The sequence below is a fragment of the Mycobacterium paraintracellulare genome (assembly GCF_000276825.1).
In the GTDB taxonomy this organism is placed as follows: Bacteria; Actinomycetota; Actinomycetes; order Mycobacteriales; family Mycobacteriaceae; genus Mycobacterium; species Mycobacterium intracellulare.
In genome coordinates, this window is record NC_016948.1 from 1,967,503 (window position 1) to 1,991,284 (window position 23,782).

Below are 23,782 nucleotides of genomic sequence, written 5' to 3' on the forward strand. Positions count from 1 at the left end.
GAAGACGTGTGACCGTGTGCGGCGATCCCCAAGATTTCCGCCACGGTCCATGTGTATCGAAGGGGGACCTGTGAATTCCGTGAAGTCCATTGCCACGGGCGTGGCGGCGCTGACCGCCATTGGCGGCGCCGCCGCCGGTGTGGCTTCCATTGCAGCACCGATGGGTCTGGATCATGTGCAACTGGCTGCGGTCGGCGCGCCACTGCCGCAGGACCCGCCACCGCCTCCGCCCCCGCCGCCGGGTGCGCCGGGCCAGTTGCCGACCGCCGATCAGTTGGCCACTCTGTGCAACCAGGTAACCGACCCCGGCGTCAACTACAGGGAGAAGGCCAACTTCGTTGAAAACGGCGTCAGCCAAAACGAGGGCATGGTGGCCGACCATGACCTGCGAAAGGCCTACCGCAACGGGAACTTTCCCGAGCAGTTCAACGTGACGAACATCGCGCCGGCGGGTCCGAACATGGCCCAGGCCGACGTCGCCATCACGGGCCCGAAGTTCGCCGGCCCCGTGACCAAGCACCTCGCGTTCGTCAACCAGGGTGGGAACTGGGTCCTGCAGCACGACGCGGCGATCGCGCTGATACAGGCCGCGACCGCCACCAACTGATGACCGCGCGGTGCCTACCGCGCAAACCGAAGGCGGTCTGGCGCATTCGCCGGACGTTCCGATACTCGAGGACACCCCATGCGTCGCCTTCTGGCGGCGCATGGGGTTTGGCATCTGCGGCCACCGGCAAGGGCGCCCGCACAGCCGGCGCACAGGGTGCTCATGTCGTTCGCACAACGGGCGGCCGTAACGTATCGGTGCCGAGACACGAAGTACGAGACGCAACGGGCACGCTGACACCACCCGAGCGTCGAGATTCGTGCCCACCGAAGGGGGAACCATGAACACTGTCAAAACCCTTGCCACCAGCGTGGCAGCTCTGGCGATCGTCGGCGGCGCGGCCGCCGGCCTGACCTCGATGTCGGAGCCGAGCCCGCAGGTGGGGGTGCAGCTCGCCACGATCGGCGCGCCGCTTCCGCAGGATCCGCCGCCGGCGCAGCCAATCGCGGGCGCTAATGTCCCGACGCCCGATCAGCTGACCGGCCTGCTCAACAGCCTGGCCGACCCGAGCGTGTCGTTCAGCAACAAGAGCAACCTGGTGCAGGGCGGCATCAGCGGCATCGAGGCGCACGTCGCCGACAAGAAGCTGCAGAAGGCCGCGAAAAACGGTGACCTGCCGCTGTCGTTCGACGTGACGAACATCCAACCCACCGCCGCCGGCTCGGCGACCGCCGACGTGTCGGTCTCCGGTCCCAAGCTGACGTCCCCGGTCACCCAGAACGTCACCTTCGTCAACCAGGGCGGCTGGGTGCTGTCCCGGGCCTCGGCGATGGAGCTGCTGCAGGCCGCCGGTCAGTGATCGGCGCCGGGCGCGCGCAGGCCTAATTTCGCGATGCGTGCCGGATCCGCCAGCACATCGATCGCCCGGATCCGGCCGCCCCGCACCACGAATCCCATGACGGACGCCGCGCGTCCGGCGACGAAGATGACGGCGCCGGCGGCGCCGTTGACGGTCGCGGCGCGCACCTCGCGGTCGGGCCCGGCGTAGCTTCGGGCCAGCCTGGCCACCGAGGCCGCACCGTCGGCCCGGAACGCCGCCGCGGGCGGGCCGAAGTCACCCCGCAGCACCACCTCGGGATGCAGCACCGACACCAAACGCTCGAAGTCACCACTGCGGCCCGCCGCGAAGAAGGCGTCCACCACCTCGCGTTGGGCGGCGAGGTCGCCGTCGGGAACCGGATCGGCCCGCTCGATCCGCCGGCGCGCGCGGCTGGCCAGCTTGCGGGCCGACTCCGGCGTCCGATCGACGATGGTGGCGATCTGATCGAACGGCACGCTGAAGACGTCGTGCAGCACGAAGGCCAATCGCTCCGCCGGCGGCAGCGTGTCCAGCACCACGAACAGCGCCAGCCCCACCGCGTCGGCCAGCATGGCGCGGTGTTCGGGATCGAATTCCTCGTCGGCTTCCACGATCGGGTCGGGCAGGCGGACGCTCAGCTCCTCGCCGCCGTGAGTTCGGCGCTCGCGCAACATGTTCAGGCAGATGCGGGCGACCACGGTGGTCAGCCACGCGTCGGGGTTGACGATCTCCCCGGAGCTGCCGCTCAACCGCAGCCAGGCCTCCTGCACGGCGTCCTGGGCGTCCTCGAACGAGCCCAGCATGCGATAGGCGAGGGCGCCCAACCGCGGCCGGGCCGCCTCGAAGCGCGCCGTCAATGCCCGCAGTGACGGCGATGACGGCGCAGACGCATCGGGATTGGTCACGGGCGACCAGTCTCCGGCAGGGCGCACACGCGGTCGCCGGAAAAGCCTGACGACCCGATGTCGAGCGCGATGTTGAAGCGGGCGCGCAGATTGCCCAGCGTGATGACGTGGGTCAGGCCGACCAGTTGGGCGGTGTCGAAGTGCGCGCGCAGCGCCTCGAAAAGCTCATCGCTCACCTCGACGGGGGTGCGGCTGATCGCGGTCGCGTATTCGAGGATCAGTTTGTCGACGTCGGAAAAGCACGGCGCGTCCCGATAATTGGCCATCCCCAGCAGCTCTTCGTCGGTGATGCCCCATTGCCGGGCGATCTGCGAGCCGAGGTCGATGCAGTATTCGCAGCGCACCGTCGTCGCCGATTTCAGCTCCGCCAGCGCTCGGTGGCGCGGGCTGAGAACGTCCAGCTTCGATTCGGCCTGCTCCAACTTGCCGTAGGCGTTGAGCAGTCTCGGGATGTGCGCATACATCCGCAGCGGTTCCAGCATTCCCGCGGTTTCCAGCCCGGTCATCTGCGCGAGCTTGCGCCTGGTGAAGAAGAAGGCGATCTTGGCGCCCAGGCCGGCGTCGCGGTCGGAGACTCCCTGTAGCCGTGGCATGGCGATCCTCCCGGCAAGTTGTGGTCGTGAACCAACGTCCTCACTAGGTCGACACGCGGGAAGGCCCAAACGTGACCACTAACTCACCCGGGCTGGCCCAGGGGCATGTCCATGTCGAACACGCGGGCGTGAAGCACGGTGCGGTTCCGCAGCGCGGCGCGCACCGCGCGGTGCAGGCCGTCCTCGAGATAGGTGGTGCCCTTCCACCGCACCGCGTGCGGGAACAGGTCGCCGTAGAAGGTGGAGTCCTCCGAGAGCAGGCGGTCCAGCGCGAGCACCGTTGTGGTGGTGACCAATTCGTCGAGCCGGATCTGTTGCGGCGGTATCTGGGACCAATCCCGATAGGACAGGTTGTGCTCGGGATACGGTTTGCCGTCGCGCACGCCCTTGAAAATCATTGGCCGATCTCCCCCGACGCATAGCTGTGGCCCGACCGGTTCATGCTGGAAAGGCTAGCCGGACACCGGCCGTCCCGGCGAGCAGACGCTTGCGCTCCACCGGTGCGGGCGACGGCGCCCGAGACCGTAAAATGAACCGGGTCAAAGCGGTATCGAAGGAGGTGACGACCAGTGGGAACTGCCGATGACCGACGGTTCGAGGTGCTGCGGGCCATCGTCGCTGATTTCGTCGCCACCAAAGAGCCGATCGGTTCCAAGACGCTGGTGGAGCGCCACAACCTGGGTGTCTCGTCGGCCACCGTCCGCAACGACATGGCGGTGCTCGAGGCCGAGGGCTACATCACCCAGCCACACACCAGTTCCGGGCGGGTGCCCACCGAGAAGGGCTACCGCGAATTCGTCGACCGGCTCGACGACGTCAAGCCGCTGTCCTCGGCCGAACGGCGCGCGATCCAGGGATTCCTGGAGTCCGGTGTCGACCTCGACGACGTCCTGCGCCGCGCCGTGCGGCTGCTCGCGCAACTGACCCGGCAGGTGGCCGTCGTGCAGTACCCGACGCTGTCGTCGTCGACCGTGCGCCACCTCGAAGTGATCGCGCTGACGCCCGCGCGGCTGCTGATGGTCGTCATCACCGACTCCGGCCGGGTGGACCAGCGCGTGGTCGAACTCGGCGACGTCATCGACGACCACGAACTCTCCCAGCTGCGGGAGATGCTCGGCCAGGCGCTGGTGGGCAAGAAACTGTCGGCCGCCTCGGTCGCGGTGGCCGACCTCGCCGGGCAGCTGAGCAGCCCGGAAGGGCTGGGCGACGCCGTGGGCCGATCGGCGACGGTGTTGCTGGAGTCACTCGTCGAGCACACCGAGGAACGCCTGCTGATGGGCGGCACCGCCAACCTGACCCGCAACGCCGCCGATTTCGGCGGCTCGCTGCGCTCCATCCTGGAAGCGCTCGAGGAGCAGGTGGTGGTGCTGCGGTTGCTGGCCGCCCAGCAGGAAGCCGGTAAGGTGACGGTTCGCATCGGCCACGAGACGGCCGCCGATCAGATACTGGGCACTTCCGTGGTGACCACCGCCTACGGCACCTCCGACACCGTGTACGGGGGAATGGGTGTGCTGGGGCCCACCCGGATGGACTATCCGGGAACTATCGCCAGCGTTGCCGCGGTTGCCCTATATATCGGCGAAGTCCTGGGTGCTCGATGAACGCGCACCCGCAGTGTGGGTAGGCGCGGAGAAGACCAGGTATAGGAGAGTCAGGCGTGGCACGCGATTATTACGGGCTGCTCGGCGTGAGCAGAAACGCCGGTGACGCGGAGATCAAGCGCGCGTACCGCAAGTTGGCGCGCGAACTGCATCCCGACGTCAATCCCGATGAGGCCGCGCAGGCGAAGTTCAAGGAAATCAGCGTCGCCTACGAGGTGCTGAGCGACCCCGAGAAGCGGCGGATCGTCGACCTGGGCGGCGATCCGATGGAGAACGCGGCCGCGGCCGGCGGCGGTTTCGGCGGCGGTTTCGGGGGCCTGGGCGACGTGTTCGAGGCCTTCTTCGGCGGCGGTTTCAGTGGCGGCGCGACCTCCCGAGGTCCCATCGGGCGGGTACGGCCCGGCTCGGATTCGCTGCTGCGGATGCGGCTCGATCTCGAAGAGTGCGCGACCGGCGTCACCAAGCAGGTCACCGTCGACACCGCAGTGCTGTGTGACCGCTGCCAGGGCAAGGGCACCAACGGCGACTCGGCTCCGGTGCCGTGCGACACGTGTGGTGGTCGCGGCGAGGTCCAGACCGTGCAGCGCTCCCTGCTGGGGCAGGTGATGACGTCGCGGCCGTGTCCGACCTGCCGCGGCGTCGGGGTCGTCATCCCCGACCCGTGCCACCAGTGCATGGGTGACGGCCGGGTGCGCGCCCGCCGGGAGATCAGCGTCAAGATCCCCGCCGGTGTCGGCGACGGCATGCGCGTGCGACTGGCCGCCCAGGGCGAGGTGGGACCCGGCGGCGGGCCGGCCGGTGACCTGTACGTCGAGGTGCACGAGCAGAGCCACGACGTCTTCGTCCGCGAAGGCGACGACCTGCACTGCACCGTGTCGGTGCCGATGGTCGACGCGGCGCTGGGCGCCACCGTCACCGTCGACGCCATCCTGGACGGCGTCAGCGAGATCACCATTCCGCCGGGCACCCAACCGGCTTCGGTCATCACACTGCGCGGCCACGGGATGCCGCACCTGCGCACCGGCACCCGCGGCGATCTGCATGTCCACGTCGAGGTGGTGGTCCCCGCCCGCCTGGACGCCCGCGACACCGAACTGCTGCGCGAACTGAAGGCCCGCCGCAGCCGCGACGTCCCCGAGGTGCGCTCGACCCACGCCGGCGGCGGCCTGTTCAGCCGCCTCCGCGAGACGTTCACCGGACGCTAGTCAAGGCGCGCCGATGGTCGCGACCCTGTTCTACGCCGACGCGCTGCCCGAGACCGGCGCGCTGGCCGTCCTGGGCGGTGACGAGGGGTTTCATGCCGCCAGCGTGCGGCGGATCCGCCCCGGTGAGCAACTGGTGCTCGGCGACGGCGCCGGCGGCCTGGCGCACTGCGAGGTGGAGCACGCCGGGCGTGACGGACTGCGGGCGCGGGTGCTCAAGCGCTGGAGCGTCGCGCCCGGAACCCCGCCGGTGACTGTCGTGCAGGCCCTGCCGAAGTCGGAGCGATCGGAGCTGGCCATCGAGCTGGCCACCGAGGCGGGGGCCGACGGGTTCCTGGCCTGGCAGGCCGCCCGCTGCGTGGCCAACTGGCAGGGCGCCCGGGTCGAGAAAGGTCTGCGCCGCTGGCGTGCGGTCGCCCGTTCGGCGGCCCGGCAATCGCGCCGGGCGCACATCCCGCCGGTCGACGGGGTGCTGTCCACCCCGGCGCTGACCTCGCGCATCCGCGACGAGGTGGCCGGCGGCGCGACGGTGCTGGCCTTGCACGAGTCGGCCACCGAGCGGCTCGCCCACGCCGACCTCGCGGGAGCGCCGTCGGTGTTGTTGGTGGTCGGCCCCGAGGGCGGGATCGCCGACGACGAGATGGCGGTGTTGTCCGACGCGGGCGCGACGGCGGTGCGGCTGGGTCCGCAGGTGTTGCGGACGTCGACCGCCGCGGCCGTGGCGCTCGGTGCGCTGGGGGTGCTGACCCCGCGATGGGACCACCCGTCGAGCCTGTGAAGACTCGTCGCGCGCTGCACATTGGGGCCAGCGTCGACCCGGCGGTAGGATAAAAACGCTAGAAAACGCCGGAATCGGCGAGCACTTCACACAAGGCAGGCATCGAAAACCACGTGACGCCCCGCGAGACCAGCGCTGCTGACGCAGCCGGACCCCTCCAGGCCGACGCTCAAGTTCGCAGCAGCATCAACGTTCCGCCCCATTCCGTCATGGGCCTGCTGGGTTCGGCAGACGAGAACCTGCGCTCGCTGGAACGCACCCTGGACGCGGATCTGCACGTGCGCGGCAACACCGTCACCATCTCCGGTGAGCCCGCCGACGTCGCGCTCGCCGAACGGGTGATCTCCGAACTGATCGCGATCGTCGCCGGTGGGCAGCCGTTGACCCCGGAGGTGGTCCGGCACAGCGTCGCCATGCTGGCCGGCACCGACAACGAGTCACCGGCCGAAGTGCTCACGCTGGACATCCTGTCGCGACGCGGCAAGACGATCCGGCCCAAGACGCTCAACCAGAAGCGCTACGTCGACGCCATCGACGCCAACACCGTCGTCTTCGGGGTGGGCCCGGCCGGCACCGGCAAGACGTACCTCGCAATGGCCAAGGCGGTCAACGCTTTACAGACCAAACAGGTCAGCCGCATCATCCTGACCCGCCCGGCCGTGGAAGCCGGTGAGCGCCTTGGCTTTTTGCCGGGCACGCTCAGCGAGAAGATCGACCCGTACCTGCGGCCGCTGTACGACGCGCTCTACGACATGATGGACGCCGAGCTGATCCCCAAGCTGATGTCGGCGGGGGTCATCGAGGTGGCGCCGCTGGCGTACATGCGTGGTAGGACGTTGAACTCCGCGTTCATCGTGCTCGACGAGGCGCAGAACACCACCGCCGAGCAGATGAAGATGTTCCTCACCCGCTTGGGCTTCGGATCCAAGATCGTCGTCACCGGCGACATCACCCAGGTCGACCTTCCGGGCGGGGCCAGGTCGGGTCTGCGTTCGGCGATGGAGATCCTCGACAGCGTCGAGGACATCCACGTGGCGGAACTGACCAGCGTGGACGTGGTGCGCCACCGGCTGGTCTCGGAAATCGTCGACGCCTACGCCAAGTTCGAAGAGCCCGACCTGACGATGAACCGGGCGGCCAGGCGGGCGTCGGGCTCGCGCGGTCGCCGATGATGGTGCGGTGAGCGGGTTCCATGAGCATTGAGGTATCCAACGAGTCGGGCATCGACGTCTCCGAGGCCGAGTTGATCAGCGTCGCGCGGCATGTCATCGCCAAGATGGACGTCAATCCGGCGGCCGAGCTGTCGATGGTGCTGTTGGACACCGCGGCGATGGCCGACCTGCACATGCGCTGGATGGACCTGCCCGGGCCCACCGACGTGATGAGCTTCCCGATGGACGAGCTCGAACCGGGCGGGCGCCCGGACGCCCCCGAGCCCGGGCCCTCGATGCTGGGCGACATCGTGCTGTGCCCGGAATTCGCGGCCAGTCAGGCCGCCGCGGCGGGGCACAGCCTGGGGCACGAGCTGGCGCTGCTGACCATCCACGGGGTGCTGCACCTGATCGGCTACGACCACGGCGAGCCGGACGAGGAAAAGGAGATGTTCGCGCTGCAGGACCGGTTGCTCGAGGAGTGGGTCGCCGACCAGGTCGAGGCCTACCGCCAGGACCGCCAGGAAGAGCGCGATCGCCGATTGCTTGACAAGTCAAGGTATTTCGACAATTGAGCCGACTCAGGATCCTGGTGGCGGCAGCCATCGCGTTCGCGCCGATCTCGATGATCGTCGCCATCCCCGGCACGGTGGCACAGGCGGCGCCCTGCGCCGGCGCGGGCTCGAACCCCGTGTCCTGCCAGCGCTGCATGTTCTACGTGAACGCCTATCACACGGCGAACGTGTGCAACGAGGACAAGCGCGGCGTCCAGGGGCCCGCGAGCAACGCGCCGACACCGGTTCCGCAGGTGCCCATCCCGGCGTACGAACCGCCCCCGCTTCCGCCGCCGGTGCAGCAACCGGTGGTCCTGCCGCCGCCCAACGCGGGCCAAAACACCGTCCCGGTGCTCGAGATCAATCCGCCCGGCCCCGATGCGCCGCGAAACGCCCCGGTGGTCGCGCCGCCGCGAGGGCTGGATGCGCCCTCGGTGGCGATCGCAGCGGCGAAGGCCGCGCCGGTAACCCGCGCCGACCCCGCCAACCCGCCGAAGCCGCCGACCGAGGTGGACTTCAACCAGCAGGTGCAAAACGTGGTGAATGCCCACCGGCAAAACGTCGACATCCTCAAGATCGACGAGCACCGGTTCGTGCGGCCGCGCCACTGGGACTACGTCGACTACGACGATGCCTACCGCCGCCCAACCCTCTACAACCCGCTCAATCAGGCGATGACGTTCCGCTACTTCTACAACGGCGCCTACCAGCAGCTGTACCTCCCGCGCGGAGCGCGGATGGTGCTCGACGCCGCGACCGTCGGCGTCGTCCCGTTCACCGCGGTCGGCGACAGCTATGTGGCCTCGGGCAGCTTCTACGGGGGTGGCTCGCTACCGCTCAACGGATACAACGGGCCACCGCCGCCGGACTACAAGCCGCCGGCGCCCCCGAAGCTGTACGACAACGTCGTCGTGTCCGTTCCCGCCAAGGGCGAGACCGTGGAAGTGGGCCACGTGGCGGTGGTGGGCCACGACGGTAGCCAATCCCCGGGGAGCCAGGACACGTTCCTGCTCGACGACTCCACCCTGGCCTGGGGCCAGATCGACAACTCCAGCAGCGCGCCCGCCCAGATCCGGGTGATCAAGACCCAGCCGACGCCGGGCGTCGGCCTCACCGACGACGGCGGCTTCTTGGTGCTGCTCGCCGTTCACCACCCGGAGCCCGGCCAACCCCACCAATCCGTGTGGACCATGGCGCTGCGCTTCGGTGGGTTCGCCGTGGTGGTGGGCCTGGTCGCCTGGCTGCTCAATCGCCGGAACCGCAGCGAGGACGACGCCGCTGAGTCCTCGTGATGCCACAGGGGAATAGTGACCACGTCGAGGGATGACCGTTGACCGGCTGGTCTGAGCTGTTCGCCGCGGTCGCGTTGATCGCGCTGGGCGGGCTTTTCGCCGCGATCGATGCGGCCATCAGCACGGTGTCGCTGGCCCGTGTTCAGGAAATGGTGCGCGACGAGCGGCCGGGCGCGGTGGCGCTGTCCAAGGTGATGTCGGAGCGTCCCCGCTACATCAACCTCGTTGTGCTGCTGCGGATCACCTGCGAGATCACCGCGACCGTGCTGCTGGTGGTGTTCCTCTATGACAACTTCGGGCTGAAGTGGGGATTGTTCGGCGCCGCGGCCATCATGGTGGTGACCAGCTTCGTCGTCATGGGGGTGGGCCCGCGCACCCTCGGCCGCCAACACGCCTATTCCATCGCGTTGACGACGGTGCTTCCGCTGCAAGCGATCTCGTGGTTGTTGATGCCGATCAGCCGGCTCCTGGTGGTGCTGGGTAACGCGGTCACCCCGGGGCGCGGGTTGAGGAACGGGCCGTTCGCCTCGGAGATCGAGCTGCGCGAGGTCGTCGACCTGGCTCAGCAGCGTGGCGTGGTCGCCGCCGAGGAACGCCGGATGATCCAGTCGGTCTTCGAACTCGGCGACACCCCGGCCCGCGAGGTCATGGTCCCGCGCACCGAGATGATCTGGATCGAAAGCGACAAATTCGCCAGCCAAGCCATCAACCTGGCGGTGCGCAGCGGCCATTCCCGCATCCCGGTGATCGGCGAGAACGTCGACGACATCGTCGGCGTCGTGTACCTGAAAGACCTTGTCCAGCAGACGTTTTTGTCGGGCGGCGGCGGGCGGACCATCCCGGTGGCGCAGGTGATGCGGCCGGCGGTCTTCGTGCCGGACTCCAAGCCCTTGGACGCCCTGCTGCGCGAAATGCAGCGCGACCGCAACCACATGGCCCTGCTCGTCGACGAGTACGGCGCGATCGCCGGCCTGGTCAGCATCGAAGACGTGCTCGAAGAAATCGTCGGCGAGATCGCCGACGAGTACGACCAGGCGGAGACGGCGCCGATAGAAGACCTGGGCGACAAGCGTTTTCGGGTGTCGGCTCGGCTGCCGATCGAGGACCTCGGCGAACTGTACGGCGTGCAGTTCGACGACGACCTCGACGTCGACACCGTCGGCGGGCTGCTCGCCCTGGAATTGGGCCGGGTGCCGCTGCCGGGCGCCGAGGTGATCTCCCACGGTTTGCGGCTGCACGCCGAGGGCGGCACGGATCACCGTGGGCGGGTACGCATCGGCACCGTCCTGCTCAGCCCCGTCGAATCCGACGGCTCACCCGATGGCGAGGAACCCCCGCAGCATGACTGAATTCCGTTCCGGCTTCGTATGTTTGGTCGGCCGGCCCAACACCGGGAAGTCGACCCTGACGAACGCGCTCGTCGGGACCAAGGTCGCGATCACCTCGAAACGGCCACAAACCACCCGGCACACCATCCGGGGGATCGTGCACCGGGACGACTTCCAGATCATCCTGGTCGACACGCCGGGTCTGCACCGCCCGCGCACCCTGCTGGGCAAGCGGCTCAACGACCTGGTGCGCGACACCTACGCCGAGGTGGACGTGATCGGGCTGTGCATCCCGGCCGACGAGGCGATCGGCCCGGGCGACCGGTGGATCGTCGAGCAGATTCGGGCGACCGCGCCCAAGGCGACACTGGTCGCCATCGTCACCAAGATCGACAAGGCGCCCAAGGACCGGGTCGCCGCGCAGTTGGTCGCGGTCAGCGCGCTGGTCGGCGAGCAGGCCGAGATCGTCCCGGTGTCGGCGGTGGCCGGGACGCAAATGGACGTCCTGATCGACGTGCTGGCCGCGGCGCTGCCGCCCGGGCCCGCCTACTACCCCGACGGGGAACTGACCGACGAACCCGAAGAGGTGTTGATGGCCGAGCTCATCCGGGAGGCGGCCCTGGAGGGGGTGCGCGACGAGCTGCCGCACTCGTTGGCCGTGGTCATCGACGAGGTCAGCCCGCGGGAGGACCGCGACGACCTGATCGACGTGCACGCGCTGCTCTACGTCGAACGCGACAGCCAGAAGGGCATCATCATCGGCAAGGGCGGGGCCCGGCTGCGCGACGTCGGCACCGCCGCGCGCGCCCAGATCGAGAAGCTGCTGGGCACCAAGGTGTACCTCGACCTGCGCGTCAAGGTCGCCAAGAACTGGCAGAGCGACCCCAAACAGCTTGGCCGGCTGGGCTTTTAGCGGGCTTTCTACGTGGCGAGCACCCGGATGGTGTTCAGCGACGGATCGGCCGCATCGGGCAGATTCATGCCGGCATTGACGCCCGAGCAAAGATAGTCCAGCACGGCATCGTTGAGACGCTCACCCGGCACGACGGCGGGGATGCCCGGGGGATAGGGGGTGATCTGCTCGGCGGCGATGCGGCCCGCGGCGCTGTCCGTGGACACCGTTTCCACCCGCCCGAAAAACGCGTCACGCGGCAACTCGACGGACTCCAGTTGCAGCTCGTCGGGCGAGGGCAGCGCGATGCTCGGCGGCGGCTCGAAGTCGTCGGCGGCGGTGCGCCACGCGCGCAGCGCGTCGGTGAGACGCCCCAGGGTCTCCTTGTCGTCGGCCATCGACAGGGTGGCCAGGATGCGGCGGTGATCGCTCATCCCCACGTCGATGTGCGCGTGCGCCCGCAGCCAGTCGGCGGCCTGATAACCCGAAGTGCCCGTTGCGGATACGTCGATCAGCACCTGCATCCGGTCCAGGTCGTGGGACGCCTGCGCGCCGAGCAACTCGTCGTCGAGAACCTCCACATCCGGGATGAGTTCGATCTCCTCACGCACGTGTCGCGTCAAATCGAGTGCGGCACCGAGCAATTCATGACCGTGCTGCACCATCTGCCGGCGCCAGCCGTCCATGGCGGCGTACAACAGGACGCTGGGACTGGTGGTCATCAGCTGATCCGCGCAGGCGGACAGGCGATCCCGATCGATCAGGTCGCCCTGCAGGTGAAACACCGAACCCTGCTCGAAACCGGCGCCCATCTTGTGCACGCTGACCACGCAGACGTCCGCGCCGGCGTCCATCGCCCAGGTCGGCAGGTCCTCGTGGAACGGCAGGTGTGCGCCCCACGCCTCGTCGAGGATCAGCGGCTTTCCGCGCCGGTGACACACCTCGGCGATCCCGGCGATGTCGGCGCAGGTGCCGTAGGGGCTGGGGCTGACGACGAGCGCGCCGGCGGCCTCGGGGTGCTTGTCCCAGGCCTGTTCGACCTGCTCCGGCGAGGGCGGATGAGAGAAGTGGTGCGCGGCGTCCCAGCGGGGGGTGATCCAGCGCGGCTGCACGCCGGAGAAGATCAGCCCCGCCACGATCGACTTGTGGCTGTCGCGGCTGACCAGCAGGCTGCCCTCGCCGCCGGCCACCGCCATCATCGCCGCCCGCACCGACAGGGAACTGCCGCAGGTGGAGAACCACGCGGTGTCCGCGCCCACTGCCTCGGCCATCAGGTCTTCGGCGTTCTTCAAGTACTTGTTGCTGGTCCGGCGGTCATCCAGGCCGCCGCTGGCCAGTACGTCGTCGAGGAAGGGTTCACGGCCCAGGACCGCGAGGACCCGCTCGTCGGTGCCGCGGCCCTGCCGGTGGCCGGGCGGCGTGAACCCGTATCGGTTCTTTTCCCGATAGTCGGCCAGCGCATCGAGCAGTGGGGCGTCGGATTGGTCCATGGCGAACGTGTACCCGCCTCGTCGGCAGGAAATTCACCGCTCCGACCTGCCCAGACGGCGGGACGCGGCGGTGATCTCAGCCGCTGGGCGCGGGCGCCGGAGGGGTGTCCGCGCTCTGGTGCCACCAGGGTTGGGGCTGCTTGCTGGCCCATCCGCACACGGCTTCGAGCTCGGCGGCCAGCGAGATCAGCATGCCCTCGCTGTTGGCCGGGCCCATCAGCTGCACGCCGATCGGCAGGCCTTCGGAGGTGAAGCCCGCCGGAACGTTGATGGACGGCCACCCCAGGACGTTCCACGGGAACGTCAGCGGGCAGGCCGCGATCATGGCCCGGTCGGTGCCGAAGCCGCTCAACCGGTCGAAGGCCCGCGCCAGCGGCGGGGGCTGGGCGGTGGTCGGCGCCAACACCACGTCGACGATGTCGAAGATCGAACCGACCCGGCGCTGGTCGGCCGCCTCGTGGCGGCGGGCGCTGCGCAGGATCGCCTGCCCCAGCGCGGCGCCCATGCGCAGGTTGGACAGGGTCCGGGGGTCCAGCACGACGCCGTCGCCCAAGCGCTCCTCCCAATCCCGCAGGCCCGCGGTGGACCGGGCGAGAAAGTCCCACGACAACCGCATGCCGTAGTCGGGGTTGCCGGACACCACGGTGTGGCCCAGCAGTTCGAGTTGGTTACCCACGGCGCGCGTCGCCGCCAGGATCTCCGGGTGCAGCTTGGGCCGGAAACCGGTGTAGGGAAACCGGGTTGACAGCGCGATGTTCAGCGGGCCGGGCGCCTTGCCCACATAGTCGGAGGCGGTGATCGCGGGCGGTTTGTGACGGTCCCCCTCGACGTTGCCGGACGCGGCGTCGAGCACCAGCGCCGCGTCGGCGACCGTGCGGGCCAGCACGCCGTTGACCGTGATGCCGTTGAACGCCTCCGGCAGCGGCCAGGTCGAGATCCGTCCGCGCTGCGGCTTGATGCCCACCAGGTGCGTCCATGCCGCGGGGATGCGGATACTGCCGGCGCCGTCGGACCCGATGGCGGCCGTGACCAGGCCCGCGGCCACCGCCGCGGCGCTGCCGCCCGACGACCCGCCGGGGGTGTGCCGCCGCGACCAGGGGTTGCGGGTGTGCCCGAAACCGGGTCCGCTGGTGAACGGCCACTGGCCGAGCTCACACGTGTTGGTCTTGCCCACGATCACCGCGCCGGCGGCCTTGAGGCGGCGCACCACCTCGGCGTCGTGCGTCGCCGGCGGAACCGTCCCCTCGGTGCCGAACGCAGTGGGCACGCCGGCAATGTCGACGTCGTCCTTGACGGCGATCGGGATGCCCAGCAGCGGGGCGGTGTCCCCGGCCGCGCGGCGCCGGTCGGCCTCGGCCGCGTCGGCCAGCGCCGACTCGGTGAGCACCACCCGGAAGGCGTTCAGCGTGGGCTGGCTGGCGTGGATGGCGTGCAGCGAACGACCCACCAGGGTGGTGGACGTCACCGAGCGGCTGGCCAACTGATAGAGCAGGTCGGTCAGCGTGGGCAGGCGCTGGTTGCCGGACCCGGAAATGGACCCGACTCCCGACCCCGAAGCGCCAATCACGGGGTACGAGACTAGACGGCGCGGATACCCGCAATGTCGCGGCGGGGTGCAAAACTATGGGGATGCGGCTATACCGAGACCGAGCTGTTGTGCTGCGCCAGCACAAGCTCGGCGAAGCCGACCGGATCGTCACCCTGCTGACCCGTGATCACGGGCTGGTCCGCGCGGTGGCCAAGGGCGTTCGTCGTACCCGCAGCAAATTCGGTGCGCGGCTGGAGCCATTCGCGCACATCGACGCGCAGTTGCATCCCGGCCGCAACCTCGACATCGTCACCCAGGTCGTCTCGATCGACGCGTTCGCCACCGACATCGTCAGCGACTACGGCCGCTACACCTGCGGGTGCGCCATGCTGGAAACCGCCGAACGCCTCGCCGGTGAGGAGCGGGCGCCCGCCCCGGCCCTGCACGGGCTCACGGTGAGCGCCCTGCGGGCGGTGGCCGACGGCCGCCGGTCCCGGGGCCTGCTGCTGGACGCCTACCTGCTGCGGGCGATGGGCATCGCCGGTTGGGCGCCGGCGCTGAACGAGTGCGCCCGTTGCGCCACGCCCGGTCCCCATCGTGCGTTTCATGTCGGCGCTGGCGGCAGCGTCTGCACCCACTGCCGCCCGGCCGGTTCGACGACGCCGCCGCCGGGGGTGCTGGACCTGATGTCGGCGCTGCACGACGGCGATTGGGACTTCGCCGAGAAGACGCCGCAGTCGCACCGCAACTACGTCAGCGGTCTGGTGGCGGCGCACCTGCAATGGCATTTGGAGCGGCAGCTCAAGACGTTGCCGCTCGTCGAACGGACGTATCACGTCGACCGCACCATCGCCGATCAGCGCGCGACGCTGATCGGGCAGGATATGGACTGTGGCTAAAGTCTGGGCCGGCGGACGGGCGGTGATCACATCCGTCACACCCGCATCTGCGTCAACCGGCATGTGTTGTGCCCACCTCCGAGCGACAAAAGCGGGTCACCCGAACGTGTCGCTCGGAGGTGGGCACAAGACACACGCCCTGCGACCGAGGCCAGTGGGGCGCTGGTGACACACCGCGGTTTCCCGCAGCTGCCCCCCGCGCCCGACGACTATCCGGTCTTTCCCGACAAGTCGACCTGGCCCGTCGTGTTTCCGGAGCTGCCGCCGTCCGCCGACGGCGGCCCGTGCCGGCCGCCGCAGCACACCTCCAAGGCGGCCGCGCCCAGGATCGAGGCCGACCGGCTGCCCAACCATGTGGCCATCGTCATGGACGGCAACGGCCGCTGGGCCACCCAGCAGGGGCTGACCCGTACCGACGGTCATCGAGCCGGGGAGGCCGTGGTCATCGACATCGTCTGTGGTGCAATCGAAATCGGGATCAAGTGGCTCAGCCTGTACGCCTTCTCGACCGAGAACTGGAAGCGTTCGCCCGAAGAGGTCCGCTTCCTGATGGGCTTCAACCGCGACGTGGTGCGGATGCGCCGGGTGAACCTGAATGCGATCGGGGTCAAGATCCGGTGGGTCGGGTCGCGGCCCCGCCTGTGGCGCAGCGTGATCAATGAGCTGGCGATCGCAGAAGACATGACGAAGGACAACGACGTCATCACCGTCAACTACTGTGTGAACTACGGTGGCCGCGCCGAAATCGCCGAAGCCACAAAGGAAATCGCACGGCTGGCCGCGGCCGGACGGCTGAACCCGGAGCGCATCACCGAGTCGACGGTGGCGAACCACCTGCAGCGGCCCGACATCCCCGACGTGGATCTGTTTTTGCGGACCTCGGGGGAGCAGCGGTCCAGCAATTTCATGCTGTGGCAGGCGGCATACGCCGAGTACATCTTCCAGGACAAATTGTGGCCCGACTACGACCGTCGCGACCTGTGGGCCGCCTGCGAGGAATACGCCTCGCGCAACCGCCGATTCGGGAGCGCATAGTGCCATCGCTACAGGAGCGTCTGGCGTCGATCCTCCGCGATGTCCTTGCGCTGCAGGAGGAGACCGACGGCGCGCTGACCGTTCACCATGACGGCACCATCGCCTCGTTGCGGGTGGTGAACATCGCCGAGGGCCTTGACCTGGTATCGCTCACCCAGATATTGGCGTGGGATCTGCCGCTGACCAAGAAGCTGAGCGATCAGGTGGCCAAGCAGGCGCGCGACAGCAACTTCGGCAGCGTCAGCCTGATCGAGAAGGTCAATGACAAAGCCGTGCAGCGTAATTCGGGCAAGGGCGCGGCCAAGAACGCCGATGTGATGCTGCGCTACAACTTTCCCGGCGCGGGCCTCACCGACGATGCGCTGAGGACCTTGATCCTGCTGGTGCTCGACACCGGCGCCCAGGTACGCCGCACGCTGACGGCGTAATCGTCAGGGCATGCACTCCGAACAGGTGCCGAAGATCTCGATGGTGTGGCTGACGTCGGAGAAGCCGTGCTTGGCGGCCACGGCCGTCGCCCACTCCTCGACCTCGTGATCGCCCACCTCGATCGTGGATCCGCAACTGCGGCAGACCAAGTGGTGATGATGGTGTTCCGAACACCTGCGGTAGACCGACTCGCCGGTGTCGGTGCGCAGCGTGTCGATCATTCCCGCCGCGGCCATCGACTGCAGCGTCCGGTAGACGGTGGTCAGCCCGATGTTCTCGCCGCGCCGGCGCAGCTCGTCGTGCAGATCCTGCGCCGAGCGGAATTCGTCGAGTGTCTCCAACAGCGTCGAGATCGCCGCGCGCTGACGGGTCGAGCGAACGCTCGCTCCTGAGGTCACGGGGTGTCCTCGCTCGCGTGCGCGACGGCGTCCACCACGATGTGCGCGAGGTGATGATCGGCGAGCCGGTACAGCACCTCGCGCCCGGACCGCTCGCCGGCAACCACGCCCGCCGCCTTGAGGATCTTCAGGTGCTGGCTGACGAGCGGCTGGGGCACGCCGAGCGCGTCCACCAGCTCGTGCACGCAGCGATGCGACTCGCGCAGCTGCAGGACGATGGCGATGCGCACCGGCGCCGCCAGCGCCCGCAACAACTCGCCCGCGGCGTCGAGGATCTCCCGCGGGGGTGGGACGGGGTAATCGGCCAGTACGGAGTGCCCACCGGCGCCGAGTCCGCCGTGGTCGTGGGTGACCGCGTCCAGGTCCGTTCCCATGTCGCCGTCGGTGGCGGACGGCATCGACGCAGAACGTGAGGGGGACATCATGGGAGCGGCATCACCTCGAGAAGTGCCAGGTAGTGGGAAAGTATCCGCCGTATCGGCTGCACTCCACTGTCACATGCATGATGACGCATGTCAAAGACCGCGGCGCCGATCGCTACCATGACTGATGCTCTGCGCACGGCGGTCGGCCGCCAAGCGCGCCCACCCAACCCCGGAAAGGGAGTGCACCACCCCGTGGCGTCCGTCATCGACACCGTAGTGAACCTGGCCAAGCGGCGCGGCTTCGTTTTTCCCTCGGGAGAGATCTACGGCGGAACCCGGTCGGCGTGGGACTACGGCCCGTTGGGTGTGGAGTTCAAAGAGAACATCAAACGTCAGTGGTGGCGCGCGGTGGTCAGCGGGCGCGACGACGTCGTCGGCCTGGATTCGTCGATCATCTTGCCGCGGCAGGTGTGGGTGGCCTCGGGCCACGTCGAGGTCTTCCATGACCCGCTGGTCGAGTCGCTGATCACCCATAAGCGTTACCGCGCCGACCATCTCATCGAGGCCTACGAGGCCAAGCACGGCCACCCGCCGCCCAACGGACTGGCCGACATCCGCGACCCCGACACCGGCGAGCCCGGGCAGTGGACCGAGCCCCGCGAATTCAACATGATGCTCAAGACCTACCTGGGTCCGATCGAGACCGAGGAGGGCTTGCACTATCTGCGTCCGGAGACCGCGCAGGGCATCTTCGTCAACTTCGCCAACGTGGTGACGACCGCGCGCAGGAAACCGCCCTTCGGCATCGGCCAGATAGGCAAGAGCTTTCGCAACGAGATCACCCCGGGCAACTTCATTTTCCGCACGCGCGAGTTCGAGCAAATGGAAATGGAGTTCTTCGTCGAGCCCTCGACCGCGAAGGAATGGCATCAGTATTGGATCGACACCCGGCTGCAATGGTATGTCGAGTTGGGTATCGATCCGGAGAACCTGCGGTTGTTTGAACACCCGGCCGACAAACTGTCGCACTACTCCGATCGCACCGTCGACATCGAGTACAAATTCGGCTTCGCCGGTAACCCGTGGGGTGAGCTGGAGGGCGTCGCCAACCGCACCGATTTCGACTTGGCGACGCATTCAAAGCATTCCGGCGTCGACCTGTCCTTCTACGACCAGGCGACCGACGCACGCTACATCCCGTATGTCATCGAGCCCGCGGCGGGTTTGACGCGGTCGTTCATGGCGTTCCTGATCGACGCCTACGTCGAGGACGAGGCCCCGAACGCCAAGGGCAAGATGGAAAAGCGCACGGTGCTGCGGCTGGACCCGCGGCTGGCCCCGGTCAAGGCGGCGGTGCTGCCGCTGTCCCGGCACGCCGACCTGAGCCCCAAGGCCCGCGATCTGGCGGCCGAACTGCGCCAGTTTTGGAATATCGATTTCGACGATGCGGGCGCGATCGGGCGGCGCTATCGGCGCCAGGACGAGATCGGCACGCCGTTCTGTGTGACGGTGGATTTCGACTCACTCGAGGACAACGCCGTGACGGTGCGCCGGCGCGACGACATGACCCAGGAACGCGTCGCGATGAACACCGTGGCCGATTATCTGGCGGCACGGCTCAAAGGCTGCTAATCACCGGGCCGCCGTCGGCGGTGCCATATCGGGTCCCGTTGCGTCGGTGCGCGTCTGGCCGACTCGCGCCGCCGTGAATGATGCGCCGTCGCCGGTTCGCATTTGCGAAATAAGGTTTGCTTAAAAATCGGGCCGCGATGGTGGCGGTGCCCTAGGATCTGCCGTGGGGCATAAGTAGATAGCTAGTTGAGCCATGGGCGGATGTCGGGCGTCTGTCGCTGGAGCCGTTGACTCGGTCGGTTGGGGTGTGGATGATTCCCGCGTTTTTGTTCTTCCCTCCGGAAATCAACTCGGCCTTGATAGTCGGCGGCCCCGGTGCTGGACCTCTATTCGAGGCGGCCTCCGCGTGGGACGGACTGGCGGCGGAGCTGTCGTCCTCGGCGGCCTCGTTCAACACCGTGGTGACGGACCTGGCGGCGGGCCCCTGGACGGGTCCTTCGTCGGCATCGATGACGGCCGCCGCGGCGCCCTACGTGCAATGGCTGCTGATCGCCGCCGCGGAGGCGGAGGTGGCCGCGATCCGGGCCCGGCTGGCGGCGCTGGCGTTCGAGGGGGCGGTGGTCGCGACGGTGCCGCTGCCGGCGGTGCTGGCGAATCGTGCCCGGTTGCTGATCCTGATCGCGACCAACTTCTTCGGCCAGAACACGGCGGCGATCGCGCAGACCGAGCTGGAGTACGTCGAGATGTGGGCGCAGGATGTGGCCGCGATGGTGGGCTATCACGCGGGGGCCCAAACGCTGGTGGAGACGTTGCCGGCGTTCACCCCGCCGCCCGCGGGTCTCGGCGGCGGCGCGGCGTCCGCGGGCCTGGCGGGCCTGGCCGACCTGGTGACGGCGCCTCTGACGCTCGCGTCCCAGTTTTTCCAGGGCTTGTCCTCGCTGGGGACCGCGTTCGCGTCGCAGCTGCAGTCGGTGTTCATGGCGCTCTCCCCGGCGGTCTCGTCGCTGACGTCGTTGATGACCTCGACGCCGGTGGCGACCTTGACGACGGTGGCCCAGGCCGGCATGTACCCGGCCGGCGCGCTGATGCCGCCCATGGTGGCGCTGGCCCAGAGCACCGGCCCGGTGGCGGCCGCGGCGCCGGCGGCGCCGGCGCCGATATTGCTCAGCGCCACCAACGTGGCCGCCGCCGAGGCCCCGCGCAGCGCCCATAGCGTGCTGTCCGACCTGCAACCGCTGGCGGGCGGGGGGCTGGGCGCGCTGGGCGTCGCGTCGGCGGGCCTGGGGACCGCGCGGTTCGTCGGGGCGATGTCGGTGCCCGCGGCGTGGCAAGGGTCGATGCCGGCGTACGTGCCCGCACCGGCGGTGTCGGGTGTGGCCACCGGAGCGCCCGCGGCGACGTCGGCCGCGGCCGGGTCGGGTAACGGCGTGCCGATGACGGCCATGCCGGTGGGCGACAAGGGGCCCGAGGGGGACAAGCGCGGCACCAAGGCGGAGGTGGTGCGGTCACGGCCCAAAGTGGTGCCGCGAACCCGATAATCGCGGTGCCGCTGTTGCGGATGTGCATGGAGTGCACTGCGTGAGAAACCGGAAATTCCGACTAGGTTGGCCGGGGCGGCCAAGCAACGCCGTACCGCAATATGCGAATTCATATAATTCGTCCCGTAACAACGCGCGCTCGCATGCGTTGCCCCGAGCGGGAAGCGCGGAGCCGGACCCCCTGCGCACCCGCGGCCGACCGCTCGATCCGATCACGACGGTTTAACCTAACGTGCTGTGCGGCAAGGAGTTTGTCCGTAGGAATCGACGGCCGATCGTCCGGGATGGCGCCCGAGTTCCCCGGTGTCGCCGGCCCGCGTGGCCCGCGCGGCGGTCCCCTTACCGGTCGGCGAGAGGCCCGCGTGGTCCGATACACGCTCAAATTAAGGAAAATTGGCAATTCCCGCATATTTTCTTCGGTTTGTCTTACGATGTCACCGGTTGGTGTAAATAGGTTCGCCACAGCGCCCGAACGCTTAGATCGGCTGTGGAAGGGGGCAGGGGTGCTTTTGCCTCTCGGTTCGCCGTTACCCGATGACACGGTGGCGGCAGTACGCGGTGAGTGCGGTGTGCTCGGCGGTTTATCGGTCCCACTCAAGTGGGGGGTGGTCGTTCCGCCCGACGACTACGACCACTGGGCGCCGAAGTCGGACGCGAGCGCCGACACCACGGAGGAGACACTCGACGCGCCCCGCCCGACGGCGGTCGCCGACGGCGTCTGGAGCGGGTGGGAAGGCGAAGCCGGGGCACGGCCCGTGGGCGTGATCCCGCATTCCCCGGCCGCCGGCTGAAGACCGGTAGGTAGAGAACCGAAAGCCGCCGCGGTCACCGCGCGCGGCGCGTCAGAATCGGCCGCCACCACCCATGAACCCGCCGTCGGAAGAACCCGGCGAGCCACCGAACGACGTCGGGCTCCAGCCGCCGAATCCGCCCCGCATCCCCCCGCTGAACAGGTCGCCGATGATGATGCCGCCGAGCATCGCGCCCATGTCACTGCCGCCGCCACGCGTGTAGGCGCGCTGCATCGCCTGCACGTCGTCATTCGCCAGTGACTGAGCGTGAGCGGCCAGCGTCGACGCCGCATTGGCGTGGGCGATCGCTTCGCTCGGGTTCGTCGCGCCCTTGTCCTGCGCGGCCTGCAGGTGGCGCTTGGCTTCGGCCAGCCGGGTGCGGGCGTCGGGGCCGACGCTGCCGCGGCGCGTGTCGATGTAGTCGGACACCGCGCGCACCCGCGATTGCGCGGTGAACAAGGCCTGTTCCAGCGATCGGTTGAGTCGCTCGGCGGTGGCCTGTTCCTCGGCCAGGGTGGCCAGCAGCCCGTTGAGCGCGGCGTCGGCCTTGGTCACCTGTCCGAAGGCGGCCAGCGGATCTTCGGATCCACCGGCGCGGGCGCCCTCGACGGCCCTGGTGGCCGCGTCGCGGGCCGCCACCAAATCGCCGCTGCGCGTGGGTTTTTTCTGCAGCAGTTCGTTGGCGCATGCGATGTCATCCTTGGTGTCGGCGACGGCCGACGGCAGCCCGTCGATCGCGTGCTGAATGTCGCTGGCCGCGTTGTCCACCGCGTCGAGCAGGGCCCGCGCCTGCCCGAGGGCGGACTCGGCGGCCCGGACCGCGTCGACCAAGCCGGCCTGCCCACCGGTGACGGCGTGGGCGGCCAGCTCACGGGCGGTGCCGATGTTGCGGTCGGCGAACGCCAGCCGCTCCTTGGCCGTCGTGACATTGCCGGACACCGAAGTCAGTGCGGCAGCGCTGAAGTCGTGGTGCAGCGCCGCCAACCGTTGCTCCGCCGGCGCCAGACGGGTGGTGAGTTCCACGTACTGCCGCGTCAGCGCATCCAGCCGCGACGCGGCGTTGATCACGAGGTCGCGCAGCTTCTCAAACGCCTCGGTCTGTGACTCCAGCTCGCGGTCGGCCCGCGCCGCCGAGACGATCACCTGGGTGAGCAGTGCGCGCCGCTGGGCGGGCGTTTCCGGTGTGGAGTCGTCGAGTTGTTGGCGCACCGTGAACGCTTGGGACAGAGCAGCTTTGGCGTTGGCCACCGCGCTCGTGAAGGGTCGGGTGCGCTCTTCGCCGAATTCGCCGACCGCCAGGTCCAATTCGTTGGCGCTGGTGCGTAGCGCGTTGTCGACGTCCACCACCAGCGCGCGGGACAGGTCGTCGAGCGTCTGCAGCGGCAGCGCGGCGAGCGCGTCGACGTCGGTGGGGTCGACGCGCCGCGCGGCCGCCAACGCCGCGGCCCGTCGGCGCTGCCCGCGATGACGCATCACCAGCAGCAGGCCGGCCAGGGCGATGAGAATGCCCGCCAGCGTGGCCAGCAGGATCACCCGCCCCGACGAACCGGGCGACGCGTCGAGCCCGTTCGCCGCGGCCACCGCGGCGCCGCTCCAGTCACCGTTGTGCAGGGCGGGTTCGATCTTGTTGCGCCGCAAGCTGTCGACCTGACCGGCGTTGACGCTCTTGATGGTGGACGGCACCAGGAAGGCGTAGGAGCGGCTGGTGGTCGCGACGGCCAGCAGCGCGTCGTAGCCGCCCAGGTCGCTGGCGCGCACGGTGCCTTGTGCCCACCCGGTCGGGCTCTGCCCGGAGAAGTCGTCGACGTAGACCACCCACAGCCGGATGTGGCGGTCGGTGTAGAGCTTGTTGACGGCGGCGGTGACGGTGCTTCGACCGGAATCCGACAGGGCCCCCGCGTTGTCGGTGACGTAGTCGGCCAACCGGAATGATGGTTGCGCGCCGGCGGCCGGTGCCGACAGCAGCCCGCCGCCGAGGCCGACCGTCAGGAGCGTCGCGAGCACGGCGAGCAGGCGAGCGGTGCGCATAGGGCCA

General features: G+C 68.8%; 23 protein-coding genes and 1 pseudogene. 16 read left to right on the plus strand and 8 right to left on the minus strand.

What is annotated here, in order from left to right:
- Positions 1 to 70: 70 nt before the first annotated feature.
- Both OCQ_RS09205 and OCQ_RS09210 read left to right on the plus strand, forming a co-directional pair.
- Positions 71 to 607: a hypothetical protein gene (locus OCQ_RS09205; protein ID WP_009976241.1), complete on the plus strand. Its 537-nt coding sequence runs from the start codon at positions 71 to 73 to the stop codon at positions 605 to 607.
- Positions 608 to 887: 280 nt separating this feature from the next.
- Positions 888 to 1,406 carry a hypothetical protein gene (locus OCQ_RS09210; RefSeq protein ID WP_014379798.1) on the plus strand — a complete coding sequence of 173 codons (519 nt, stop codon included), beginning with the start codon at positions 888 to 890 and terminating at the stop codon, positions 1,404 to 1,406.
- Here the strand turns inward: OCQ_RS09210 and OCQ_RS09215 are convergent.
- From OCQ_RS09215 to OCQ_RS09225, 3 genes are all read right to left on the minus strand, one after another.
- Positions 1,400 to 2,311, minus strand: coding sequence for a sigma-70 family RNA polymerase sigma factor (locus OCQ_RS09215; protein WP_014379799.1), 912 nt, complete (start codon positions 2,309 to 2,311; stop codon positions 1,400 to 1,402). The two genes, OCQ_RS09210 and OCQ_RS09215, sit on opposite strands and share 7 nt — an antisense overlap.
- Complete coding sequence (locus OCQ_RS09220) at positions 2,308 to 2,904, minus strand: carboxymuconolactone decarboxylase family protein (RefSeq protein ID WP_014384383.1); 597 nt, start codon at positions 2,902 to 2,904, stop codon at positions 2,308 to 2,310. Before OCQ_RS09220 ends, OCQ_RS09215 begins: the two co-directional genes overlap by 4 nt.
- Positions 2,905 to 2,987: 83 nt before the next feature.
- Positions 2,988 to 3,302 (minus strand): type II toxin-antitoxin system VapB family antitoxin, encoded by a 315-nt coding sequence (locus OCQ_RS09225; RefSeq protein WP_008255581.1) that lies wholly within the window; start codon positions 3,300 to 3,302, stop codon positions 2,988 to 2,990.
- A 171-nt stretch (positions 3,303 to 3,473) separates the two neighbouring features.
- Here OCQ_RS09225 and hrcA point away from each other — a divergent pair, with 171 nt between their 5' ends.
- The 8 genes from hrcA to era all read left to right on the plus strand — a co-directional run bounded on the left by hrcA (position 3,474) and on the right by era (position 11,723).
- Positions 3,474 to 4,505: a heat-inducible transcriptional repressor HrcA gene (gene hrcA, locus OCQ_RS09230; protein ID WP_008255582.1), complete on the plus strand. Its 1,032-nt coding sequence runs from the start codon at positions 3,474 to 3,476 to the stop codon at positions 4,503 to 4,505.
- A gap of 56 nt (positions 4,506 to 4,561) precedes the next feature.
- Positions 4,562 to 5,710: a molecular chaperone DnaJ gene (gene dnaJ, locus OCQ_RS09235; protein WP_008255583.1), complete on the plus strand. Its 1,149-nt coding sequence runs from the start codon at positions 4,562 to 4,564 to the stop codon at positions 5,708 to 5,710.
- A gap of 13 nt (positions 5,711 to 5,723) precedes the next feature.
- Positions 5,724 to 6,485: a 16S rRNA (uracil(1498)-N(3))-methyltransferase gene (locus tag OCQ_RS09240; protein WP_014384384.1), complete on the plus strand. Its 762-nt coding sequence runs from the start codon at positions 5,724 to 5,726 to the stop codon at positions 6,483 to 6,485.
- 113 nt (positions 6,486 to 6,598) lie between these two features.
- Positions 6,599 to 7,657 (plus strand): PhoH family protein, encoded by a 1,059-nt coding sequence (locus tag OCQ_RS09245; RefSeq protein ID WP_036428749.1) that lies wholly within the window; start codon positions 6,599 to 6,601, stop codon positions 7,655 to 7,657.
- Between the two features lie 20 nt (positions 7,658 to 7,677).
- Complete coding sequence (gene ybeY, locus OCQ_RS09250) at positions 7,678 to 8,211, plus strand: rRNA maturation RNase YbeY (RefSeq protein WP_008255587.1); 534 nt, start codon at positions 7,678 to 7,680, stop codon at positions 8,209 to 8,211.
- A 50-nt stretch (positions 8,212 to 8,261) separates the two neighbouring features.
- The gene (locus OCQ_RS09255) at positions 8,262 to 9,482 is read left to right on the plus strand and encodes a hypothetical protein (RefSeq protein WP_263646491.1); all 1,221 of its coding nucleotides are present in this window, start codon (positions 8,262 to 8,264) and stop codon (positions 9,480 to 9,482) included.
- Between the two features lie 38 nt (positions 9,483 to 9,520).
- Entirely contained in the window at positions 9,521 to 10,831 is a 1,311-nt protein-coding gene (locus OCQ_RS09260; RefSeq protein ID WP_008255591.1) for a hemolysin family protein, read from the plus strand.
- Positions 10,824 to 11,723 (plus strand): GTPase Era, encoded by a 900-nt coding sequence (gene era / locus OCQ_RS09265; RefSeq protein WP_008255596.1) that lies wholly within the window; start codon positions 10,824 to 10,826, stop codon positions 11,721 to 11,723. Before OCQ_RS09260 ends, era begins: the two co-directional genes overlap by 8 nt.
- A gap of 8 nt (positions 11,724 to 11,731) precedes the next feature.
- Here the strand turns inward: era and OCQ_RS09270 are convergent, their stop codons facing one another.
- The gene (locus OCQ_RS09270; RefSeq protein WP_008255597.1) at positions 11,732 to 13,192 is read right to left on the minus strand and encodes an aminotransferase class I/II-fold pyridoxal phosphate-dependent enzyme; all 1,461 of its coding nucleotides are present in this window, start codon (positions 13,190 to 13,192) and stop codon (positions 11,732 to 11,734) included.
- A gap of 76 nt (positions 13,193 to 13,268) precedes the next feature.
- Positions 13,269 to 14,759 carry an amidase gene (locus OCQ_RS09275; RefSeq protein WP_008255598.1) on the minus strand — a complete coding sequence of 497 codons (1,491 nt, stop codon included), beginning with the start codon at positions 14,757 to 14,759 and terminating at the stop codon, positions 13,269 to 13,271.
- A gap of 62 nt (positions 14,760 to 14,821) precedes the next feature.
- Between OCQ_RS09275 and recO the strand changes: the two genes are divergently transcribed.
- From recO to OCQ_RS09290, 3 genes are all read left to right on the plus strand, one after another.
- On the plus strand, positions 14,822 to 15,619 hold the full coding sequence (recO, locus tag OCQ_RS09280) for a DNA repair protein RecO (protein WP_008255600.1): 798 nt from the start codon (positions 14,822 to 14,824) through the stop codon (positions 15,617 to 15,619).
- A gap of 165 nt (positions 15,620 to 15,784) precedes the next feature.
- A complete protein-coding gene (locus OCQ_RS09285) occupies positions 15,785 to 16,654 on the plus strand; it encodes a decaprenyl diphosphate synthase (RefSeq protein WP_008255602.1) in 870 nt (289 codons plus the stop codon).
- Positions 16,654 to 17,082 (plus strand): hypothetical protein, encoded by a 429-nt coding sequence (locus tag OCQ_RS09290; RefSeq protein WP_008255604.1) that lies wholly within the window; start codon positions 16,654 to 16,656, stop codon positions 17,080 to 17,082. Before OCQ_RS09285 ends, OCQ_RS09290 begins: the two co-directional genes overlap by 1 nt.
- A gap of 3 nt (positions 17,083 to 17,085) precedes the next feature.
- Here the strand turns inward: OCQ_RS09290 and OCQ_RS09295 are convergent, their stop codons facing one another.
- Both OCQ_RS09295 and OCQ_RS09300 read right to left on the minus strand, forming a co-directional pair.
- Positions 17,086 to 17,481 carry a Fur family transcriptional regulator gene (locus OCQ_RS09295; RefSeq protein WP_008255605.1) on the minus strand — a complete coding sequence of 132 codons (396 nt, stop codon included), beginning with the start codon at positions 17,479 to 17,481 and terminating at the stop codon, positions 17,086 to 17,088.
- The gene (locus OCQ_RS09300; RefSeq protein ID WP_173662756.1) at positions 17,478 to 17,903 is read right to left on the minus strand and encodes an ArsR/SmtB family transcription factor; all 426 of its coding nucleotides are present in this window, start codon (positions 17,901 to 17,903) and stop codon (positions 17,478 to 17,480) included. The genes OCQ_RS09295 and OCQ_RS09300 overlap by 4 nt, the downstream gene beginning before the upstream one ends.
- Positions 17,904 to 18,086: 183 nt before the next feature.
- Here OCQ_RS09300 and OCQ_RS09305 point away from each other — a divergent pair, with 183 nt between their 5' ends.
- The 3 genes and pseudogenes from OCQ_RS09305 to OCQ_RS27020 all read left to right on the plus strand — a co-directional run.
- Positions 18,087 to 19,478 carry a glycine--tRNA ligase gene (locus OCQ_RS09305; RefSeq protein WP_041784918.1) on the plus strand — a complete coding sequence of 464 codons (1,392 nt, stop codon included), beginning with the start codon at positions 18,087 to 18,089 and terminating at the stop codon, positions 19,476 to 19,478.
- 251 nt (positions 19,479 to 19,729) lie between these two features.
- Positions 19,730 to 20,956, plus strand: a complete 1,227-nt coding sequence (locus OCQ_RS09310) for a PPE family protein (protein ID WP_014382304.1) — start codon at positions 19,730 to 19,732, stop codon at positions 20,954 to 20,956.
- A gap of 503 nt (positions 20,957 to 21,459) precedes the next feature.
- Positions 21,460 to 21,604 (plus strand): annotated as a pseudogene (locus OCQ_RS27020) (hypothetical protein); the annotation flags it as partial.
- Positions 21,605 to 21,798: 194 nt separating this feature from the next.
- Here OCQ_RS27020 and OCQ_RS09320 read toward each other — a convergent pair.
- A complete protein-coding gene (locus OCQ_RS09320) occupies positions 21,799 to 23,775 on the minus strand; it encodes a TPM domain-containing protein (RefSeq protein WP_014384387.1) in 1,977 nt (658 codons plus the stop codon).
- Positions 23,776 to 23,782: the final 7 nt, after the last annotated feature.

Coding starts and splice junctions, on each gene's coding strand:
- OCQ_RS09220 (WP_014384383.1), bottom strand. CDS start 2,904: ATGCCACGGCTACAGGGAGTCTCCGACCGCGACGCCGGCCTGGGCGCC.
- OCQ_RS09225 (WP_008255581.1), bottom strand. CDS start 3,302: ATGATTTTCAAGGGCGTGCGCGACGGCAAACCGTATCCCGAGCACAAC.
- era (WP_008255596.1), top strand. CDS start 10,824: ATGACTGAATTCCGTTCCGGCTTCGTATGTTTGGTCGGCCGGCCCAAC.
- OCQ_RS09270 (WP_008255597.1), bottom strand. CDS start 13,192: ATGGACCAATCCGACGCCCCACTGCTCGATGCGCTGGCCGACTATCGG.
- OCQ_RS09210 (WP_014379798.1), top strand. CDS start 888: ATGAACACTGTCAAAACCCTTGCCACCAGCGTGGCAGCTCTGGCGATC.
- OCQ_RS09240 (WP_014384384.1), top strand. CDS start 5,724: ATGGTCGCGACCCTGTTCTACGCCGACGCGCTGCCCGAGACCGGCGCG.
- ybeY (WP_008255587.1), top strand. CDS start 7,678: ATGAGCATTGAGGTATCCAACGAGTCGGGCATCGACGTCTCCGAGGCC.
- OCQ_RS09320 (WP_014384387.1), bottom strand. CDS start 23,775: ATGCGCACCGCTCGCCTGCTCGCCGTGCTCGCGACGCTCCTGACGGTC.
- OCQ_RS09310 (WP_014382304.1), top strand. CDS start 19,730: ATGATTCCCGCGTTTTTGTTCTTCCCTCCGGAAATCAACTCGGCCTTG.
- OCQ_RS09300 (WP_173662756.1), bottom strand. CDS start 17,903: ATGTCCCCCTCACGTTCTGCGTCGATGCCGTCCGCCACCGACGGCGAC.
- OCQ_RS09255 (WP_263646491.1), top strand. CDS start 8,262: ATGATCGTCGCCATCCCCGGCACGGTGGCACAGGCGGCGCCCTGCGCC.
- recO (WP_008255600.1), top strand. CDS start 14,822: ATGCGGCTATACCGAGACCGAGCTGTTGTGCTGCGCCAGCACAAGCTC.